The 19,931-nt window shown below is 52.7% G+C and carries 17 protein-coding genes and 3 tRNA genes; 3 read left to right on the forward strand and 17 right to left on the reverse strand.

Translation table 11 applies throughout. The features are described from left to right. Nucleotides 1-94 precede the first annotated feature (94 nt). The 13 genes from rnr to nnr all read right to left on the reverse strand — a co-directional run bounded on the left by rnr (nucleotide 95) and on the right by nnr (nucleotide 15,127). Nucleotides 95-2,536: a ribonuclease R gene (gene rnr, locus C1192_RS19085; protein ID WP_038355148.1), complete on the reverse strand. Its 2,442-nt coding sequence runs from the start codon at nucleotides 2,534-2,536 to the stop codon at nucleotides 95-97. Nucleotides 2,537-2,574: 38 nt separating this feature from the next. Then, a complete protein-coding gene (nsrR, locus tag C1192_RS19090; protein WP_001177639.1) occupies nucleotides 2,575-3,000 on the reverse strand; it encodes a nitric oxide-sensing transcriptional repressor NsrR in 426 nt (141 codons plus the stop codon). Between the two features lie 206 nt (nucleotides 3,001-3,206). Beyond that, on the reverse strand, nucleotides 3,207-4,505 hold the full coding sequence (gene purA, locus C1192_RS19095; RefSeq protein WP_000527967.1) for an adenylosuccinate synthase: 1,299 nt from the start codon (nucleotides 4,503-4,505) through the stop codon (nucleotides 3,207-3,209). A gap of 103 nt (nucleotides 4,506-4,608) precedes the next feature. After that, the gene (locus tag C1192_RS19100) at nucleotides 4,609-4,806 is read right to left on the reverse strand and encodes a DUF2065 domain-containing protein (RefSeq protein WP_001089300.1); all 198 of its coding nucleotides are present in this window, start codon (nucleotides 4,804-4,806) and stop codon (nucleotides 4,609-4,611) included. Between the two features lie 81 nt (nucleotides 4,807-4,887). Further along, nucleotides 4,888-5,892: a protease modulator HflC gene (gene hflC, locus C1192_RS19105; protein ID WP_001232407.1), complete on the reverse strand. Its 1,005-nt coding sequence runs from the start codon at nucleotides 5,890-5,892 to the stop codon at nucleotides 4,888-4,890. A 2-nt stretch (nucleotides 5,893-5,894) separates the two neighbouring features. Then, nucleotides 5,895-7,154, reverse strand: a complete 1,260-nt coding sequence (gene hflK / locus C1192_RS19110) for an FtsH protease activity modulator HflK (protein ID WP_000312488.1) — start codon at nucleotides 7,152-7,154, stop codon at nucleotides 5,895-5,897. An 86-nt stretch (nucleotides 7,155-7,240) separates the two neighbouring features. Then, on the reverse strand, nucleotides 7,241-8,521 hold the full coding sequence (gene hflX, locus C1192_RS19115; RefSeq protein WP_038355149.1) for a ribosome rescue GTPase HflX: 1,281 nt from the start codon (nucleotides 8,519-8,521) through the stop codon (nucleotides 7,241-7,243). A 75-nt stretch (nucleotides 8,522-8,596) separates the two neighbouring features. Continuing rightward, a complete protein-coding gene (hfq, locus tag C1192_RS19120; protein WP_001051887.1) occupies nucleotides 8,597-8,905 on the reverse strand; it encodes an RNA chaperone Hfq in 309 nt (102 codons plus the stop codon). Nucleotides 8,906-8,990: 85 nt separating this feature from the next. Continuing rightward, on the reverse strand, nucleotides 8,991-9,941 hold the full coding sequence (gene miaA, locus C1192_RS19125; protein ID WP_001280339.1) for a tRNA (adenosine(37)-N6)-dimethylallyltransferase MiaA: 951 nt from the start codon (nucleotides 9,939-9,941) through the stop codon (nucleotides 8,991-8,993). Further along, nucleotides 9,934-11,781 carry a DNA mismatch repair endonuclease MutL gene (gene mutL, locus C1192_RS19130; RefSeq protein WP_038355150.1) on the reverse strand — a complete coding sequence of 616 codons (1,848 nt, stop codon included), beginning with the start codon at nucleotides 11,779-11,781 and terminating at the stop codon, nucleotides 9,934-9,936. The genes miaA and mutL overlap by 8 nt, the downstream gene beginning before the upstream one ends. A 9-nt stretch (nucleotides 11,782-11,790) precedes the next feature. Beyond that, nucleotides 11,791-13,128: an N-acetylmuramoyl-L-alanine amidase AmiB gene (gene amiB / locus C1192_RS19135; protein WP_016262802.1), complete on the reverse strand. Its 1,338-nt coding sequence runs from the start codon at nucleotides 13,126-13,128 to the stop codon at nucleotides 11,791-11,793. 18 nt (nucleotides 13,129-13,146) lie between these two features. Next, nucleotides 13,147-13,608, reverse strand: a complete 462-nt coding sequence (tsaE, locus tag C1192_RS19140; RefSeq protein WP_000981973.1) for a tRNA (adenosine(37)-N6)-threonylcarbamoyltransferase complex ATPase subunit type 1 TsaE — start codon at nucleotides 13,606-13,608, stop codon at nucleotides 13,147-13,149. Next, nucleotides 13,580-15,127, reverse strand: a complete 1,548-nt coding sequence (gene nnr / locus C1192_RS19145; protein WP_077784560.1) for a bifunctional ADP-dependent NAD(P)H-hydrate dehydratase/NAD(P)H-hydrate epimerase — start codon at nucleotides 15,125-15,127, stop codon at nucleotides 13,580-13,582. The genes tsaE and nnr overlap by 29 nt, the downstream gene beginning before the upstream one ends. On the opposite strand from nnr, the gene queG reads away from it, so the two are divergent. After that, on the forward strand, nucleotides 15,126-16,265 hold the full coding sequence (gene queG, locus C1192_RS19150) for a tRNA epoxyqueuosine(34) reductase QueG (protein WP_038355151.1): 1,140 nt from the start codon (nucleotides 15,126-15,128) through the stop codon (nucleotides 16,263-16,265). The two genes, nnr and queG, sit on opposite strands and share 2 nt — an antisense overlap. A 269-nt stretch (nucleotides 16,266-16,534) precedes the next feature. Here queG and C1192_RS19155 read toward each other — a convergent pair. From C1192_RS19155 to orn, 4 genes are all read right to left on the reverse strand, one after another. After that, nucleotides 16,535-16,610: transfer RNA gene (locus tag C1192_RS19155), tRNA-Gly, on the reverse strand. A gap of 35 nt (nucleotides 16,611-16,645) precedes the next feature. Then, nucleotides 16,646-16,721, reverse strand: a tRNA-Gly gene (locus C1192_RS19160). Nucleotides 16,722-16,878: 157 nt separating this feature from the next. Continuing rightward, nucleotides 16,879-16,954, reverse strand: a tRNA-Gly gene (locus tag C1192_RS19165). Between the two features lie 209 nt (nucleotides 16,955-17,163). After that, nucleotides 17,164-17,709 (reverse strand): oligoribonuclease, encoded by a 546-nt coding sequence (gene orn, locus C1192_RS19170; RefSeq protein ID WP_038355152.1) that lies wholly within the window; start codon nucleotides 17,707-17,709, stop codon nucleotides 17,164-17,166. A gap of 94 nt (nucleotides 17,710-17,803) precedes the next feature. Here orn and rsgA point away from each other — a divergent pair, with 94 nt between their 5' ends. Both rsgA and asd read left to right on the forward strand, forming a co-directional pair. Next, on the forward strand, nucleotides 17,804-18,856 hold the full coding sequence (gene rsgA / locus C1192_RS19175; RefSeq protein ID WP_000041983.1) for a small ribosomal subunit biogenesis GTPase RsgA: 1,053 nt from the start codon (nucleotides 17,804-17,806) through the stop codon (nucleotides 18,854-18,856). Between the two features lie 96 nt (nucleotides 18,857-18,952). After that, nucleotides 18,953-19,921, forward strand: coding sequence for an archaetidylserine decarboxylase (asd, locus tag C1192_RS19180; protein ID WP_038355153.1), 969 nt, complete (start codon nucleotides 18,953-18,955; stop codon nucleotides 19,919-19,921). The last annotated feature ends 10 nt before the right edge of the window (nucleotides 19,922-19,931 follow it).

A 19,931-nucleotide genomic window follows, 5' to 3' on the forward strand; every position in this document is an offset into this window, starting at 1 on the left:
ATGTAGGCCTGATAAGGCGTTCACGCCGCATCCGGCATGAACAAAGCGCACTTTGTCAGCAATCTGACCCTCTTCTTTTTGAAGAGGGTTTTGATCACTCAGCTACTTTTTTCTTCGCTGCACGCTTCGCTTTGGTCGCTGCAGCTATTTTCTGCGTTTTAGCCGATGGCTTTTTCGCTTTTCTCGCGTCTTTTTTCGCCGCTTTCGGCTTCGCTTTTTTCTCACCACGGAAAGCACTGTCTGGCTCAAAGTTTACCTTTTTGCCCACCTGACGACGCTTACCGGCTTTTTTACCTGCATCACCTTTTTTCGCTTTCTCGCGCGCCGTTTTACCGACGTTGCGTGGCGCGCGTTCGCTGGAGATCAGGCTAAAGTCGATCTTGCGCTCGTCCATATTAACCGCTTCGACGCGAACTTCCACGCGGTCGCCCAGGCGATAAGTCTGGCCGCTGGATTCCCCCATCAGACGTTGACCAACCTGATCAAAGCGATAGTAGTCGTTATCCAGCGAAGAAACGTGGACCAGACCATCAATAAACAGATCATCCAGGCGAACAAAGAAACCGAATCCAGTGACGCTGGAAATTACGCCTTTAAAGACGTTGCCCACCTGGTCGAGCATAAAGTCACACTTCAGCCAGTCTGCCACATCACGCGTTGCTTCATCGGCACGACGTTCCGCCATCGAACAGTGCTGACCCAGTTGCAGCATCTCTTCCATTGAATAATGGTAGCCACCGGTTTCAGTCGTGTTCCCCTGATGCCCCTGCTCTTTCGCCAACAGATACTTAATGGCACGATGCAGCGTCAGGTCAGGATAACGACGAATCGGTGAGGTAAAGTGGGCATAAGACTGCAATGCCAGACCAAAGTGACCGCGGTTTTCCGGATCGTAAATCGCCTGTTTCATTGAGCGCAGCAGCATGGTTTGTAGCATTTCTGCGTCAGGACGGTCGGCAACCGACTCCAGCAGTTCTGCGTAGTCGCGCGGTTCTGGCTTGTTACCACCCGGCAATTCCAGCCCCAGTTCCGCCAGCACTGAACGGAAAGAGGTAATCGCTTCGGTGCTCGGCTTGTCGTGAATACGGAACAATGCCGGTTCTTTCGCTTTCTCAACGAAACGTGCCGCCGAGATATTCGCCAGAATCATACACTCTTCAATTAATTTGTGCGCGTCGTTACGCTGAGTCTGTTCGATACGTTCAATACGACGTTCAGCGTTGAAAATAAACTTCGCTTCTTCACTCTCAAACGAGATCCCACCGCGCTCTTCGCGGGCTTTATCCAGCACTTTATAGAGGTTATGCAGCTCTTCGAGATGCTTAACCAGCGGCGCGTATTGTTCACGCAGTTCCTGATCGCCCTGCAGAATATGCCAAACTTTGGTGTAAGTCAGACGCGCATGAGAGCTCATCACCGCTTCGTAGAATTTATAGCCGGTCAGGCGACCTTTCGACGAAATGGTCATCTCGCACACCATACACAGGCGGTCTACCTGCGGATTGAGCGAGCACAGGCCGTTAGAGAGTACTTCCGGCAGCATCGGGATAACCTGCGACGGGAAGTAGACCGACGTACCGCGGTTACGTGCTTCTCTGTCCAGCGGTGTTGGTGGACGCACATAGTAACTGACATCGGCAATTGCGACCCATAAACGCCAGCCACCGCCGCGTTTCTTCTCGCAGTAAACCGCATCGTCAAAGTCACGGGCGTCTTCGCCATCAATGGTGACCAACGGTAAATCACGCAGATCGACACGGCCTGCTTTTGCCTCTTCCGGCACTTCTTCTTTCAGCCCGGCAACCTGTTGCTCAACAGCCTGCGGCCAGATGTACGGAATTTCATGGGTGCGCAGGGCGATATCAACCGCCATGCCGGTGCCCATATTGTCGCCAAGTACTTCGACGATTTTACCCACCGCTTTGGTACGACGGGTCGGGCGTTGAGTCAGTTCGACAACAACGACAAAGCCCATGCGTGCGCCCATGATCTGATCAGGTGGGATTAAGATATCGAAGCTCAAACGGCTGTCGTCAGGAACCACAAAGCCGACGCCCGCTTCGGTAAAGTAACGACCCACAATCTGGCTCGTTTTTGGCACCAGTATGCGGACAATACGCGCTTCACGGCGGCCTTTACGGTCAGCACCAAGCGGTTGCGCCAGAACCTGATCGCCATGAATGCAGGTTTTCATCTGCTCGCTGGAAAGATACAAATCATCTTTACGCCCTTCAACCCGCAGAAAGCCGTAGCCATCACGGTGGCCAATAACAGTACCTTTCACCAGATCGAGACGTTCCGGCAGCGCATAGCACTGACGGCGAGTGAAGACCAGTTGACCGTCGCGCTCCATCGCGCGCAGGCGACGACGCAGGCCTTCAAGCTGCTCTTCGCCTTCAATGTGCAGCTCTACCGCCAGCTCATCACGGCTGGCCGGTTTTTCACGTTTGGTTAAATGTTCGAGGATAAATTCCCGACTAGGGATGGGATTCGCGTATTTTTCAGCTTCGCGTTCCTGGAAAGGATCTTGTGACATCTCGGTTCCTCCGTTGTCATCTCTGGTGAAGATTTTCGTCACTCCACCAGCAATAATTTATAAAGCGGTTGATTCTCTTCAACCAAATCGGCAAGCGTGTAGTTATCCAGTTCCGTAAGAAAACTTTGCACGGCCTTTGAAAGTGCCTGTTTCAACCGACAGGCAGGTGTGATGTGGCAAAACTCACTGCTGCAATTCACCAACGATAAGGGTTCCAGCTCGCGCACCACATCACCAATACGTATAGCACTCGCCGGTTTACCCAGGCGAATGCCGCCATTTTTTCCACGAACAGCAGTCACGTAGCCGGCACGACTAAGTTGATTGATTATTTTGACCATATGATTACGGGAAACGCCGTAGACGTCAGTCACTTCAGAAATGCTGGTCATCCGCCCTTCTGGCAATGATGCCATGTAGATCAGCGCGCGTAATCCGTAATCAGTGAAACTCGTTAACTGCACATCAACCTCAAAAAAGGGAAAGCGGGAAAAAATACATTTACATTGATGATAAACCAGCCACAAGCTGTGTCGCTAATTTATTTCAGTTTGGGGAAGGAAAAAAGCGAGGATTTAACACTGTGTCGGATAGCGTAATGGCTTACCCGACACAGTAATGTATCACACTGCTAGCCCGGCAGGCAAAAGATCTGCCGGGCGTACCAGAATTACGCGTCGAACGGGTCGCGCAGAATCATGGTTTCAGTACGATCCGGACCAGTAGAGATGATATCGATCGGCACACCGGTCAGCTCTTCAATACGCTTGATGTAGTTCAGCGCTGCCTGCGGCAGACCGCTACGATCTTTCACGCCAAAGGTGGATTCAGACCAACCCGGCATGGTTTCGTAAATCGGCTCAACGCCTTTCCAGTCGTCTGCTGCCAGCGGAGTGGTGGTCACTTCGCGACCATCCGGCATACGGTAGGCCACGCAGAGTTTCACCTCTTTCAGGCCGTCCAGAACGTCCAGTTTGGTCAGGCAGAAGCCAGACAGAGAGTTCAACTGTACCGCACGACGAACAGCAACGGTGTCCAACCAGCCGGTACGACGGCGACGACCCGTTGTCGCGCCAAATTCGTTACCCTGCTTGCAGAGGAACTCGCCGGTTTCATCAAACAGTTCAGTCGGGAACGGACCTGCGCCAACGCGAGTGGAGTAAGCTTTGAGGATACCCAGAACGTAATCAACATAACGCGGCCCCAGGCCGGAACCGGTCGCCACGCCACCCGCAGTGGTGTTGGAAGAAGTTACGTACGGATAAGTACCGTGGTCGATATCCAGCAGCGTACCCTGCGCACCTTCGAACATGACGAAATCGCCACGTTGACGCGCCTGGTCGAGCAGGTCAGAAACGTCAACCACCATAGAAGTCAGGATGTCAGCAACCGCCATCACATCATCCAGAACTTTCTGGTAATCAACCGCTTCAACTTTGTAGTAGTTAACCAACTGGAAGTTGTGATATTCCATCACTTCTTTCAGTTTTTCAGCGAAGGTTTCTTTGTCGAAAAGGTCGCCAACACGCAAACCGCGACGTGCTACTTTATCTTCGTAGGCCGGCCCGATACCACGACCCGTGGTGCCGATCGCTTTCGCACCACGCGCTTTCTCACGTGCGTTATCCAGCGCCACGTGATAATCAAGGATCAGCGGACATGCTTCAGACAACAGCAGACGCTCACGAACGGGGATGCCACGGTCTTCCAGTTCTTTCATCTCTTTCATCAGCGCAGCCGGAGACAGCACAACACCGTTACCGATGATGCTGGTTACATTCTCGCGAAGAATACCTGATGGAATAAGATGGAGAACGGTTTTTTCACCGTTGATTACGAGAGTATGGCCTGCGTTGTGACCGCCCTGGTAGCGTACAACATATTTAGCCCGTTCAGTCAGAAGATCGACGATCTTACCTTTACCTTCGTCACCCCATTGGGTGCCCAGTACGACGACGTTGTTACCCATTTTTCAAAATCACCGTTTGCTTAAAAATGGATTCTACCATCGCTTTTTCAGAGTTACAGCACTTTTTGCATCCAAAAATGACCTTAGTCAGTCTATTTTTTGCTCAGCCAATCGTTTTCCTCAACATGTAGTAGACCACAACGCCCGCAACCACAAGTCCACCGCCAAAACGGCGTAAAATATTATCGGGTAAATTGGTCATCGCGGAGATCATCTTCTTCCACGCCTGTGGGTAAAGCATCGGCCCTAAACCTTCCAGCACCAAAACCAGAGCAAGCGCCAGCCAGATTGTCGAATTCATTCATTGTCCTTATAGAAAAAGAAAACCACCGGCATCCCTGAGGATGCGGTGGCTTTATTTACCTGTACCGCGGTCGTTATCTTAACGCGTCGCGGAGCTCGGCGTCTTCATGTAGCGGAAGAAATCGCTGTCCGGGCTCATGACCATCACGTCCTGATTACCGGAGAAGCTATTCTCGTAGGCACGCAGGCTACGGATGAACGCGTAGAAGTCTGGGTCCTTGCTGAATGCATCAGCAAACAGTTTAGCCGCTTCGGCATCACCTTCACCGCGCATGATACGACCCTGACGCTCTGCTTCTGCCAGCGTTCTGGTCACTTCATAGTCGGCAGTCGCGCGCAGTTTTTCCGCTTCTTCCTGACCTTGTGAACGGTGACGACGCGCTACCGCTTCACGCTCGGCGCGCATACGGTTGTAAATCGCTTCAGACACTTCGGTCGGCAGGTTGATCTGCTTGATACGCACATCGACAACTTCAATACCCAGCGCAGCCATACTGTTCGGGTTGATGACCGGAACCTTGCCCTTAGTCTCTGCCGTTACACGTTCAGCGGCTTCTGCGATAGCGTTATCTGCCGCAGGCGTAGACACTTCATCTTCCGTCCCCGCAGAACCAGAGTTCAGCGCGTCACGCACTTCGAGGGTCAGACGACCACGAGAATCAGTGACGATGTCTTTCACATCCAGACGACCAATTTCAGAACGCAGACGGTCAGAGAACTTACGTTTCAGCAGCACTTCTGCTTGCGAAATATCGCCGCCGCCCGTTGCCAGGTAGTAACGGCTGAAATCGCTGATGCGCCATTTGATGTAAGAGTCGACGATCAGGTCTTTCTTCTCTTTGGTCACAAAGCGGTCTGCCTGGTTGTCCATGGTCTGAATACGCGCGTCGAGCATTTTCACCGTTTCAATGAACGGTATCTTGAAATGCAGACCCGGTTCATAAACCAGAGGTTTGTTGTCATCGTCACGCAGTACCTTACCAAAACGCAGCGTAATACCGCGCTCACCTTCTTTGACGACAAAGACAGACATGTAAAGCACTACCAGCACGATGATGATAATCGCGATAACTGACTTACGCATCGTTATTCCCCCTGACGCTGGTAGTCGTTACGCTGCGCGTTGGCGCGGCGTTGGTCCATAATATCGCCCTGACTGGTGGACGACGTGTTGCTTGCTCCACTGGTTGTGGAGGAAGAGGCTGGCGGCAGACGCAGCAAGTTGCTGGCACCGTTGTCGCTCTTCGCCGCAGGCGCGTTGCCGCCTTTCAGCATCTGGTCTAACGGCAGAACCATCAGGTTGCCACCTTTATCGTTAACCAGCACTTTGCGGGTGTTACCCAACACTTTTTCCATCGTCTCGATATACAGACGCTCGCGAGTAATTTCCGGCGCGGCTTTATATTCCGGCAGAAGTTTAGCAAAGCGCGCCACTTCACCCTGGGCTTCCAGGATAGTCTGAGCCTTGTACGCACGCGCCTCTTCGAGGATACGTTGCGCCTGACCGTTCGCACGCGGCTGAACTTCGTTGGTATACGCCTCTGCTTCACGAATGTATTGCTGTTCGTTTTCACGCGCAGCAATCGCATCGTCAAACGCGGCTTTTACTTCTTCCGGCGGACGAGCGGCCTGGAAGTTGACGTCCAGCAGCGTGATACCCATGTCATACGGACGAATCGTCTCTTCCAGTTCGCGCTGGGTATCGCTACGAATCACAGTACGACCTTCCGTCAGAATGCGGTCCATGGTGTATTTACCGATAACTCCACGCAGGGCGCTGTCGGTAGCCTGACGCAGACTGTCATCCGGGCTGGTCACGCTATACAGGTATTTTTCCGGATTGGTTACGCGGTACTGCACGTTCATCTCAACGCGCACCACGTTTTCGTCCGACGTCAGCATCACACCGGAAGCAGCCAGTTCACGCACGGCTTCTACGTTCACCGGTTTGACTTCGTCGATAAACGTCGGTTTCCAGTTCAGACCCGGCTCAACCAGATGGCTGAATTTACCAAAGCGTGTTACCACGCCACGTTCAGCTTCTTTAATGGTGTAGAAACCACTGGCCGCCCAGATAATGACAATCGCTGCCGCTGCGATGGTAACGACACGACCGCCAAGCTGCGGGCGCGGACCTTGCGATGAACTACCACCGCCAGATCCAGTGCCTTTGCCGCCGCCCAGTCCACCGAGCTTTTTGCTCAGTTTGCGGAAGATATCATCTAAATCAGGTGGCCCTTGATCACGACCGCCTTTGTTTCCATTTCCCTCAGAGTTGCCGCCAGGTTTGCTGCTTCCCCACGGGTCGCGGTCTTGTCCGTTATTACCGGGCTGATTCCACGCCATGTTTGTGCTCCATATTTGTTATGCGGTGATCCCTGTTGTCTTTCGACGCCAGAGGATATGACTCCACGCTTCAGACGCTTTGCCGGTTAGATCAGGTAATCGATCAACGCCGGTTCTTGTTTACAGAGGCGACGCCAGTCAATGATCGGCATACGAACTTGCAGACTTACGCTGCCGTCCTCCTCCATCCACTCTTTTTCTATTGCCTGAAGCTGATAAAAACGGCTTCTCAGACGCCCTTCCTGCGGCGGCAAACGCAATGTATGCTGCGCCACCTCACCGGAAAGCCGCTCCGTCAAAGCCTGAAAAAGCTGTGGTATCCCCGCTCCGGTCTGCGCGGAAAGCCAGACACGAATCGGTTTGTTCTCTTCATCTCGATCAATACGCGGTTCGAAATCGTCCAGCATATCGCTCTTGTTCATCACCAGCAGGGTTGGGATCTCGTGAGCATCGATCTCTTCAAGAACCGTATTCACCGCTTCGATGTTCTCCTGTACGCGCACATCTGCCGCATCAATGACGTGCAGCAGCAATGTGGCTTGCCGCGTCTCTTGCAACGTGGCTTTAAACGCCGCCACCAGATCGTGCGGCAAGTGGCGAATGAACCCTACGGTATCCGCCAGTACGGTTTCACCGACATCCGCGACGTCAATACGCCGCAACGTAGGGTCGAGGGTGGCAAACAACTGGTCTGCCGCATAAACCCGTGCTTCGGTGATGCGATTGAAAAGGGTAGATTTACCGGCGTTGGTATATCCCACCAGCGAAACTGTAGGAACGTCGGCTTTGATGCGCGATTGCCGCCCCTGCTCACGCTGCTTTTCAACTTTTTCCAGGCGCGACTGTATCTGCACAATGCGATTACGCAACAAACGACGGTCGGTTTCGAGCTGGGTTTCGCCCGGCCCACGCAAACCGATCCCGCCTTTCTGTCTTTCAAGGTGGGTCCAACCACGCACCAGGCGCGTGGCCAGATGGCGCAACTGCGCCAGCTCAACCTGCAACTTACCCTCATGAGTACGTGCACGTTGGGCGAAAATATCTAAAATAAGACCAGTGCGGTCGATAACACGACATTCGCACAAACGCTCCAGGTTACGCTCCTGCGCCGGACTCAGTGCATGGTCAAAAAGAACGACCGAAGCCCCCGTCGCTTTTACGGCTTCCGCAATTTCAACGGCTTTACCTTCACCAACAAAATACTTTGGGTGCGGCGCTTTACGGCTACCGGTAATCACCTGCAATGCTTCGACACCGGCGGAAGAGACCAGAGATTCAAACTCCTGGAGGTCTTCCATATCTTTGTCTTGCGTAAAATAGATGTGTACCAGCACCGCCTGCTCACCAGCATCATAACGGTCAAACAAGCGTATAACCCTCTAAATAGATCAGCGGGGAACGCAGGATCGCTGGCTCCCCGTGTAAAAAAACAGCCCAAAACCTTATTCGGTTTCTTCGCTGTCCTGTTGCGCGGAAGTATTCTGCGCGCTGCTACCATGATGGTAGTTACTGCTGGTACTGCCACCGGCGTTGTTACTGTGATGAGAAACCGGGCGAGACGGGACAACAGTAGAAATCGCGTGCTTATAAACCATCTGGCTGACCGTGTTTTTCAACAGGATCACGAACTGATCAAAAGACTCGATTTGTCCTTGCAGCTTAATACCATTCACCAAATAAATAGAAACTGGAACACGTTCCCGACGCAGTGCGTTCAGGAACGGATCTTGTAAAGATTGCCCCTTAGCCATTCTCTCTTTTCCTTATATGCTTATTTGTACTTTGAACCTTTCGATTCTGAAAAAATTGCGCACGATACGTCTCAATTGTACACATTCAGCCTGCGATAGCACCAACAACCTGTAATACTTCGTCACGCGCCTGTTCTGGTTTTTCACTGTCAAGCCAGTGAACCCCTTCCCAACCACGTAGCCAGGTTATTTGCCGCTTCGCCAACTGTCTCGTGGCGCAAACACCTCGATAAACCATTTCATCGTATGAGATTTCGCCTTCAAGGTAAGACCACATCTGGCGATAACCCACGCAACGAATGGAAGGCAAATCCGTATGCAAATCTCCTCGGGCAAAAAGCGCCCGGACTTCTGCTTCAAAACCTGAAGCCAACATCTGATGAAAACGCTGCTCAATTCGTTGATGGAGCAGTTCACGGCTCGCCGGGGCGATGGCGAACTGATGCACCTGATACGGTAGAGCGTCTCCTGACGTTTGCGTCAGTTCCGTTAAAGTTTTACCCGAAATGAAAAAAACTTCCAGTGCCCGGGAAAGCCTTTGTGGATCATTTGGATGAATCCTTGCTGCCGCAACCGGATCGATCTCCTGAAGTTGACGGTGCAATGACTCCCAACCTTGCTCTGCCGCCTGTTGCTCAATTCTGGCCCGTACTTCCGGGTCCGCCGACGGTAGCGGCGACAACCCTTCCAGTAACGCCTTGAAATACAACATCGTACCGCCTACCAACAGCGGGATCCGCCCCGCCGCGGTGATATCGGCCATTTCCGCCAGCGCATCGCGGCGAAAATCAGCAGCCGAATAAGCCTGCGACGGATCGCGAATATCCAGCAATCGGTGCGGCGCGGCGAGTAACTCTTCAGCGTTCGGCTTCGCCGTCCCGATATCCATCCCTTTGTAAATAAGGGCAGAATCAACGCTTATCAACTCTACTGGTAAAATTTTACGCAGCTCAATAGCCAGCGCCGTTTTACCGGAGGCCGTTGGCCCCATCAAAAAAATTGCCTTAGGCAGGCTCGCCTTACTGATATCACTCATCTTTCAGGGCTTTTATCGCCGGATGTAAATCAACAGATTGTAACAGACCACCCGGCGGCGCTTTCACAAGCTGAGGACATAACCGTTCTACGTCCGCCAGTAGGGTAATGGCTTGTGCCATTGACCACTGTGCATGTTCGCTCGTCAGATTTCGTGCAATCCACTGCGCAATATTGCCATGTTCGAATACGGACTGCTTTGCCAGGTAGCCTATCAGTTCAGGAATCAAGATTTGTAAATTTTGTTGGCGTAAGGGTAAAGGCACGGCCCTGATGGTCACATGCTGCGCATCGGACTGATATTCAATGCCTAACTCTGCCAGTGCAGACTGCGCTTTTTCTAATGCCGATTTTTCTTCGCCAGAGACTTTTAGCCGCAACGGAATAAGCAACGGCTGGGCGCAAACTGGCGATTCACCCGGCGTCAGTTGCACCTGACGCAACCAGCGTTCCGCTACCGGCAGGGCTAAAAGTGAAATTTTGCCGTCGCGTTCCAGCAGCGCACAGTCAGAATGGACGATAGTCAGCACCCGACCAAAGCTTTGACCATTCGCTGCCAGCGTAAGTTCCTGCGGTTCTGACGCTTTTGGTTTGTGCATTGGCGCAGGCGTTTGCAAAAGCTGGCGATACACTTCGCCTTGCTGTTTCTGGTAGCCTGGCTGTGCGTTCGGCCACGGAGCGGCCTGGCGGCTGCCTGTTGCTGGAGCAGGAGAGTAGCGCTGGGCTGCTGGCTCACGAACTGCCGGTTCAGCGAAATGATTACGCCCTGCTGCCACGCGGTTTTCTGGTACAGGACGCGGTGCTGGCTGAGCGTTACCCTCCAACGGCAAAGGCGTTTCCAGTTGCTGTTGCAGCACGCTTAACACGCCCTGATAGATAAAATCATGCACCAGGCGCGACTGATGAAAACGCACTTCGTGTTTGGCAGGGTGCACGTTAACATCCACCTGATGCGGGTCGATCTCAAGAAACAACACAAACGCCGGTTGTTGGTCGGCCCCCAGTTTATCTTCGCAGGCCTGGCGAATCGCGTGATTGATCAGGCGATCGCGCATCATGCGCCCATTCACGTAGCAATACTGAATTTCTGCCAGCGCGGGCGTGGTATGAGTCGGATCTACGACCCAGCCGTGCAGCGTGAGGTCACCGTGCTGCCATTCAATCGCCAGCGCATGTTCGAGAAAAGCGGTGCCACAAATCGCCCCTAAACGGCGCTCTTTTTGCCCGCCTTCCGGCACCGCGCGGTACTGGCGCATGATTTTGCCGTTATGTGACAGGTTGATGGTCACATCGAAACGCGCCAGTGCAATACGCCGGATAATCTCATCAATATGGTTAAATTCCGTTTTCTCGGTGCGCATGAATTTGCGCCGCGCCGGGGTGTTGTAGAACAGATCCAACACTTCCAGCGTCGTTCCTACCGGATGGGCAGCAGGTTTAACCGTCACATCCATATCACGCCCTTCGGCATAAGCCTGCCAGGCTTCCTGCTGTTCCGCGGTGCGCGAAGTGAGTGTCAGGCGGGAAACCGAACTGATACTCGCCAACGCCTCACCGCGAAAGCCCAGGCTGATAATGGCTTCGAGATCGTCCAGAGAGGCGATTTTACTGGTGGCATGACGCGCCAGCGCCAGCGCCAGTTCATCTTTTTTGATACCGCAGCCGTTATCACGAATGCGGATAAGTTTCGCCCCACCACGTTCGATATCAATATCAATGCGCGTCGCCCCCGCATCGAGGCTGTTTTCCACCAGTTCTTTGACTACCGACGCAGGTCGCTCGACCACCTCACCTGCGGCAATCTGGTTCGCCAGTTGTGGCGGTAAGACCTGAATTGGCATCAATAATCCTTAGTTTGGCAGCGTGCGATCTGACGTCGTGGCAGTACTGGCTGTCTGCGCAGTTGCGCCCTGCGGCGCAGACTGCATCGGATGCGCAAGGAAATAATTGCGCAGGCCGTTGTAAATGGCTTCTGCCAACTGCTGTTGATAATCGTCGCTCGCCAGCAAACGCTCTTCGCTGTTATTGCTGATAAAACCGGTTTCGACCAGTACTGACGGGATATCCGGCGAACGCAGAACGCCAAGGCTGGCGTGTTCTGGTCGACGTTTATGAATTTCGCCAATGCGTTGTAACTGGCTGATCATACTGGTCGCCACATCATACCCTACCCGCTGGGAATGACCGAACTGTAAATCCAGCACAGCCTGGCTTAAGTACGGATCCGACTGGCTGTTTGCCAGCACATCACCAGCACCGCCCAGCAACTCTGACTGTTTCTCGTGCTGTTCCAGCCAGCTTGCCATTTCACTGTTTGCGCGACGGTTCGAGAGCACCCATACAGAAGCGCCGGTGGCACTGCGGTTCGGTGCGGCATCGGCGTGAATCGACACGAGGAAATTGGCATTTTGCTTACGTGCGACGTCACTACGCCCCATCACCGAAATAAAGTAATCCCCGTCACGGGTTAAAACCCCCTTAAACATCGGATCGGCATTGAGCAAAGTACGCAATTTACGCGCGATGGCGATGGTGACATTTTTCTCCCGCGTACCGCCAGGGCCGATAGCGCCAGGGTCCTGACCGCCGTGCCCGGCATCAATGGCGATGACAATTTTATCGCCAGTGTTAGCCGTCGCGCGCGCTGCCGGACGCGTTACCGTATTGCTGCTGATGACACCTGTTGTGCGGTTGCTTTCAGTTTTAAACGGATTGCGCGCAGGTTCACTTACGCGCGGTGCGACAACCGTAGGTGTTTCAACGCGTTTAGCAACCACAGGCGGCGGAGGGGGCGGTGGCGGTGCATCGGCGTTAATCGTAAAGACGACTGTGTAATTGCTACCATTCTGCCGCTTCACCGCTTCGGTTTTACCGTTTTCGGTAAGATCGACCACCAACCGCAGCGTTTGCGCATCTTTTGGCGTGCCAGAGCGAATAGCTTTTACCAAATTATTGCCACTGAACAACAACGGTAGCCCCTGAATTACACCGGTTTGTTTAATATCCAGCGCCACAGTGCGTTTGCTTTGATGGCTAAAGGCATAATCAGGATCGCCAATAAAACTCAACGTTATCCGCGCCTGCTCACTGCCATTAGAAACCTGAATATCAGAGAGCGTAGCGGCACCAGCCTGTGCGCACAACAGCACCAATGCCGCCACCAACCAATTTTTGATGCGATACATCATCCCGCCACCTTTTAAAGGTTAACCGGCTAAACGCGCCAGCAACAATTCACCCGCAGAGGAAACAGCACTCACGCGCGCCTCACGGCCTTGTGCCTGATAATCAATGTGTATTTCGACATCCGGGTCAGGAAGAACACCTGTACCTTGTTGTGGCCATTCCACCAGGCAGATGGCATCGTGGGCAAAATAATCGCGGATCCCCATAAACTCCAGCTCCTCGGGATCGGCAAGGCGGTACAAATCAAAGTGATAAACCATTAATTTGTCGAGCGTATAGGGTTCGACCAGCGTATAGGTGGGGCTTTTGACATTACCCTGATGGCCCAGAGCTTGTAAAAAACCCCGGCTGAAGGTGGTTTTACCTGCACCTAAATCGCCATACAGATAGATTACGGTAGCGCCATCGCAGGCTTTAGCTACCCGTTCGCCCAGGTCTAATGTTGCCTGCTCGTCAGGGAGCGGAATTACTCGATTCATCATGGTTTTTATCAGTCACTTCCGGGTTAACAATACGCTGTAGCGTGGAAAAGAGATCGGTTGCCAGCATCCCGCGCGTACCAAAACGCGCTGCCAGCACATCGGCCGCCGCACCGTGCGCAACACAACCGGCACAGGCAGCATCATACGGCGTCAGTTTCTGCCCTAACAATGCGCCAATAATACCAGAGAGCACATCGCCCATGCCGCCACTGGCCATACCTGCATTTCCGGCGTCAACAATACCTAACGCATCAGGATGTGCAGCGACCACGGTTCCGGCACCTTTCAGCACCGCTACACCACCATAGCGTTGTACCAGACGTTGTGCGTAATGTAAGCGGTCACTTTCAATTTCAGCCACGGAACAGCCCAACAACCGTGCAGCCTCGCCAGGATGCGGCGTGATCACGCGATTGTGACGCTTATCGGGATTGATTGCCAGCAGGTTCAATGCATCGGCATCCCACAACATCGGTTTGCGAAAATTCTCGACTTTTTGTAGGGCTTTTTTCCCCCACTCTTGCTGACCCAGACCAGGGCCAATCACCACCACATCGGCCCATTCCAGGCTATCAGCTAAGGATTCCGCAGTCAGTTCGTATACCATCAATTCCGGGCGCGCGGTCAGCAACGGCGCAATGTTTTCACTGCGCGTCAGCACTCTGACCAAACCAGCACCAGCACGCAGCGCCGCTTCGCCCGCCATACGGATCGCGCCCGCCGTGTCGTGATCGCCACCGATAATCACCAGTCGCCCGTGATCGCCTTTATGTGATGTCGGGCGACGCGGTTTCAGCCAGTGAGAAAGTTGCGATGCGGAAAAGCGCTGAATTTTCGCCTCCTGAGTTGCCAGCCACCTATCCAGCCCCAGCGAGTCAAAATGCAGATCCCCGGTTACATCCCGCGCTTTCCCGGTTAGCAAGCCTGGTTTCAGGGCAATAAAGGTCACGGTGTGAGAGGCGTTGATCACCGCACCTGGCGTGGCTCCGGTTTGTGCTAACAGGCCGGAAGGAATATCAACTGCCACAATCGGCGCAGGATGAGTATTGGCATGATCGATTAATTTACTGATGGGTTCACGGGGCGCTTGCTGCAATCCGGTGCCGAGCAGCGCATCAACTATCAGATCCACCGACTCAGGCCAGACAATATTCGAAGCATGAATCTCGCCTCCCGCGTTTAACCATGCATCGCGCGCTTGTGCGGCCTCTTCTGGCAACGGTTTGTCGCTCTCCTGGGCCAGCAGCGTGACCTCAATGCCGATGGCTTTTGCCCGCCGCGCGACCACATACCCATCGCCACCGTTATTGCCATGACCGCACAGCACCAGCCAATGACGGGCGTCAGGATAAGCTGTACGACACACCTGAAACGCGGCTTCCCCCGCACGAAGCATCAGTTCATAGAGCGTTAGCCCCAGCGCATCCGCCGCCTCGCGTTCGCCACGGCGGATATCGTCGGCGTGCCAGACGGTGTGTGGTATACTTACGGGGTTTTTCTTCATTGTATGGTCCGTCATGTCAGAGCCCCTCGATCTCAATCAGTTAGCGCAAAAAATTAAACAGTGGGGGCTGGAACTGGGCTTTCAGCAAGTAGGTATTACCGATACCGATCTCAGCGAGTCCGAGCCAAAACTGCAAGCATGGCTGGACAAACAATACCATGGCGAAATGGACTGGATGGCGCGTCACGGTATGCTGCGCGCCCACCCCCACGAGTTATTGACCGGTACACTGCGCGTGATCAGCGTGCGGATGAATTATCTTCCTGCCAACGCCGCATTTGCCAGCACGCTGAAAAATCCCAAACTCGGCTATGTTAGCCGTTATGCGCTGGGCCGTGACTATCACAAACTTCTGCGCAACCGAATCAAAAAGCTGGGCGAGATGATTCAGCAACATTGTGTTTCGCTGAATTTTAGACCGTTTGTCGACTCTGCGCCTATTCTTGAGCGTCCGTTAGCTGAAAAAGCAGGTCTTGGCTGGACAGGTAAGCACTCACTTATTCTTAATCGCGAAGCTGGTTCGTTCTTCTTTTTAGGCGAACTGCTGGTTGATATTCCGCTACCTGTGGATCAACCGGTTGAGGAAGGATGTGGTAAATGCGTTGCCTGCATGACGATTTGCCCGACCGGAGCCATCGTGGAACCATATACCGTCGATGCTCGCCGCTGTATCTCTTATCTCACCATTGAACTGGAAGGAGCAATCCCGGAAGAACTACGGCCATTAATGGGAAACCGTATTTACGGTTGCGATGATTGTCAGCTTATCTGCCCGTGGAATCGCTATTCACAACTGACAACTGAAGATGATTTCAGCCCGCGTAAACCGTTACATGCGCCGGAGCTCATTGAGCTTTTTGCCTGGAGCGAAGAGAAGTTTTTAAAAGTCACGGAAGGATCAGCGATTAGGCGGATTGGTCACTTACGCTGGCTGCGAAATATCGCCGTAGCACTAGGAAATGCGCCCTGGGATGAAGCGATTCTGGCGACACTGAACAGTCGGAAAGGTGAACACCCACTTCTCGATGAACACATAGAGTGGGCGATTGCGCAGCAAATCGAGCGACGAAATGCCTGCGTGGTCGAGGTGCAACTACCGAAAAAACAGCGTCTGGTTCGCGTGATAGAAAAAGGCTTACCACGTGACGCCTGATTCATCCACAGCTTGTGAATAAAATTAAAAACACATTGCAATTCAAGCCAGAAAAAATCGTCAAGCGATCAATACGACAAATCAAAACCTTATTTTTCAACTTAAATATCAACACGTTAAAAAATTACTATTCACCGTGCGAAGTTTTCCTGAAATTAAGATTACAGCCCGACACTGTGGATAACTCTGTTTACAAGAGTTTGTCAGAGATAACAAAAACCAGCAATAACGCATCGCGTCGCTGTGGATATTTTATTGAGAGGAGAATTTGGAGCGGGAAACGAGACTCGAACTCGCGACCCCGACCTTGGCAAGGTCGTGCTCTACCAACTGAGCTATTCCCGCTTGGGTGGTCTGTGCTTTATAGCACTTTCAAATTTTGGAGCGGGAAACGAGACTCGAACTCGCGACCCCGACCTTGGCAAGGTCGTGCTCTACCAACTGAGCTATTCCCGCTTAATCTTCGTCTTTCAAATCGCTACTGCCTTGGCTGCCTTCACTCACCTTAGTCACTTACTTTTGTAAGCTCCGAAGGATTCGTTCAGTTGCCGCCTTGTCGCAATTCGAAATACTGCGATTGGGTTGTCTGTGCCTTTCAGCACTTTTCAAATTTTGGAGCGGGAAACGAGACTCGAACTCGCGACCCCGACCTTGGCAAGGTCGTGCTCTACCAACTGAGCTATTCCCGCGTACTACTTAATTTTTGCTTTCGTAATTTCGCATTTCTGCGTCGTTACGGGAGGCGCATTATACGAGAAATCTTTCCCTCTGCAACCCCCCTAAAAAATTTTTTTGAGTTTTTATCTCAAGTGCTGAAATTATCGGCAAGACGTTCAATTTAGCGTCAAAATCACGCCGCCGCAAGTGGATTTCGGCGGTTACGTGACCAGGAAAAATTTTACATCTTGATGAAGTGCTCGCGGTAGTAAGCCAGTTCCGCCACCGATTCACGGATATCATCCATCGCCTGATGCGTCCCCTGTTTGGTAAAACCATCAAGAATTTCCGGCTTCCAACGGCGCGCCAGCTCTTTCAGCGTGCTGACATCGAGATAGCGGTAGTGGAAGTACGACTCCAGTTCCGGCATGTATTTGAACAGGAAGCGACGATCCTGACCAATACTGTTACCGCAGATCGGTGATTTTCCTGCTGGCACCCACTGTTTTAAGAACTCGAGCGTCGCCAGTTCCGCTTCCCGATCGCCCATCGTGCTCGCCTTCACACGCTCCACCAGCCCACTGGCGGTATGAGTGCGCACGTTCCAGTCATCCATCAACGCTAACTGTTCATCAGACTGGTGTACTGCAATGGTCGGCCCTTCTACCAGAATATTCAGGTTGGCATCGGTCACCAGCGTGGCAATCTCAATAATGCGATCGCGCTCGGGATCCAGACCGGTCATCTCAAGATCGATCCAAATCAGGTTGTTTTCATTGGCACTCATGCTATTTTCCACCCATTCACAGTGACTATATTGATTCGCAATTGCGTGTATCATAGATGTTTTGCCCATCAGGGGCGACCAGGAGTCAGTACGATTGAGTAAAAATAAACTCTCCAAAGGCCAGCAGCGCCGTGTGAACGCCAATCACCAGCGTCGTCTTAAAACGTCTAAGGAGAAGCCCGACTACGACGACAATCTGTTTGGCGAGCCTGATGAAGGTATCGTCATCAGCCGTTTTGGCATGCATGCTGATGTGGAATCCGCCGATGGCGAAGTTCACCGCTGCAATATTCGCCGCACCATCCGTTCGCTGGTGACTGGCGATCGCGTTGTCTGGCGTCCGGGCAAACCGGCGGCGGAAGGTATTAATGTCAAAGGGATCGTTGAAGCGGTGCATGAGCGCACCTCGGTGTTGACGCGCCCGGATTTTTACGACGGCGTGAAGCCCATTGCCGCCAACATCGACCAGATCGTCATTGTCTCCGCCATTTTGCCGGAGCTGTCGCTCAATATTATCGACCGTTACCTGGTGGCCTGCGAAACCTTGCAGATTGAGCCGATTATTGTGCTCAACAAGATCGACCTGCTGGACGATGACGGTATGGCATTTGTCAACGAGCAGATGGATATTTACCGCAACATTGGTTATCGCGTATTAATGGTTTCCAGCCATACTCAGGATGGCCTGAAACCGCTGGAAGAGGCGTTGACCGGGCGGATCAGCATCTTTGCCGGGCAGTCTGGCGTCGGTAAATCCAGTCTGCTGAACGCGTTGCTGGGGCTACAAAAAGAGATCCTGACCAACGATGTTTCGGACAACTCTGGTCTGGGTCAGCACACCACCACCGCCGCACGGCTGTATCACTTCCCGCACGGCGGTGATGTGATTGATTCCCCTGGCGTGCGTGAATTTGGTCTCTGGCACCTGGCACCGGAACAAATCACTCAAGGCTTTGTCGAATTTCATGATTACTTAGGCCTGTGTAAGTATCGCGATTGCAAACACGATACCGATCCGGGCTGCGCTATCCGTGAAGCGGTTGAAGATGGGAAAATCGCGGAAACTCGTTTCGAAAACTATCACCGTATTCTGGAAAGCATGGCGCAGGTAAAAACGCGTAAAAACTTTTCTGATACGGATGACTGACAATTAAGCTAACCGTCGTTAGAATCGTCCCCTTTTTTTCAGGATCCGGCATGTACGCCGGATCAGGAACGACAAAACAATGGCCTGGAGGCTACCTTGTTAAATTCATTCAAACTTTCGCTACAGTATATTCTGCCGAAACTATGGCTTACTCGCCTGGTGGGTTGGGGTGCAAGCAAGCGGGCAGGATGGCTGACAAAACTGGTTATCGATCTGTTCGTTAAATACTACAAGGTCGACATGAAAGAGGCGCAGAAACCGGACACCGCCAGCTACCGTACCTTTAACGAATTTTTTGTCCGTCCGCTGCGTGACGATGTACGCCCGATCGATACCGACCCGAATGTTCTGGTCATGCCTGCCGATGGTGTTATCAGCCAGTTAGGTAAAATCGAAGAAGATAAAATCCTGCAAGCCAAAGGCCACAACTACAGTCTTGAAGCCCTGCTGGCGGGTAACTACCTGATGGCGGATCTCTTCCGCAACGGTACGTTTGTGACCACTTACCTCTCCCCGCGTGACTACCACCGCGTACATATGCCGTGCAACGGTATCCTGCGTGAGATGATCTACGTGCCGGGCGATCTCTTCTCGGTGAATCATCTCACAGCCCAGAACGTGCCAAATCTGTTTGCCCGTAACGAACGCGTAATCTGTCTCTTCGATACCGAATTCGGCCCGATGGCACAGATTCTGGTCGGTGCGACAATTGTTGGCAGCATTGAAACTGTCTGGGCAGGCACCATTACGCCACCGCGCGAAGGCATCATCAAACGCTGGACCTGGCCTGCCGGGGAAAACGACGATTCTGTGGCGCTACTGAAAGGCCAGGAAATGGGGCGCTTTAAACTCGGATCTACTGTTATCAACCTGTTTGCGCCGGGTAAAGTGAATCTGGTTGAGCAACTGGCAAGCCTTTCTGTCACTAAGATTGGTCAGCCGCTGGCTGTATCTACCGAAACCTTTGTTACGCCAGAAACTGAACCGGCCCCGCTTCCTGCTGAAGAGATCGAGGCAGAACACGACGCCAGCCCATTGGTTGACGACAAAAAAGACCAGGTCTAATCCATCAAAG

Source organism: Escherichia marmotae (assembly GCF_002900365.1).
Classification (GTDB): domain Bacteria; phylum Pseudomonadota; class Gammaproteobacteria; order Enterobacterales; family Enterobacteriaceae; genus Escherichia; species Escherichia marmotae.

Coding starts and splice junctions, on each gene's coding strand:
- rnr (WP_038355148.1), bottom strand. CDS start 2,536: ATGTCACAAGATCCTTTCCAGGAACGCGAAGCTGAAAAATACGCGAAT.
- purA (WP_000527967.1), bottom strand. CDS start 4,505: ATGGGTAACAACGTCGTCGTACTGGGCACCCAATGGGGTGACGAAGGT.
- C1192_RS19100 (WP_001089300.1), bottom strand. CDS start 4,806: ATGAATTCGACAATCTGGCTGGCGCTTGCTCTGGTTTTGGTGCTGGAA.
- hflC (WP_001232407.1), bottom strand. CDS start 5,892: ATGCGTAAGTCAGTTATCGCGATTATCATCATCGTGCTGGTAGTGCTT.
- hflK (WP_000312488.1), bottom strand. CDS start 7,154: ATGGCGTGGAATCAGCCCGGTAATAACGGACAAGACCGCGACCCGTGG.
- hfq (WP_001051887.1), bottom strand. CDS start 8,905: ATGGCTAAGGGGCAATCTTTACAAGATCCGTTCCTGAACGCACTGCGT.
- miaA (WP_001280339.1), bottom strand. CDS start 9,941: ATGAGTGATATCAGTAAGGCGAGCCTGCCTAAGGCAATTTTTTTGATG.
- mutL (WP_038355150.1), bottom strand. CDS start 11,781: ATGCCAATTCAGGTCTTACCGCCACAACTGGCGAACCAGATTGCCGCA.
- amiB (WP_016262802.1), bottom strand. CDS start 13,128: ATGATGTATCGCATCAAAAATTGGTTGGTGGCGGCATTGGTGCTGTTG.
- tsaE (WP_000981973.1), bottom strand. CDS start 13,608: ATGATGAATCGAGTAATTCCGCTCCCTGACGAGCAGGCAACATTAGAC.
- queG (WP_038355151.1), top strand. CDS start 15,126: ATGTCAGAGCCCCTCGATCTCAATCAGTTAGCGCAAAAAATTAAACAG.
- nnr (WP_077784560.1), bottom strand. CDS start 15,127: ATGACGGACCATACAATGAAGAAAAACCCCGTAAGTATACCACACACC.
- orn (WP_038355152.1), bottom strand. CDS start 17,709: ATGAGTGCCAATGAAAACAACCTGATTTGGATCGATCTTGAGATGACC.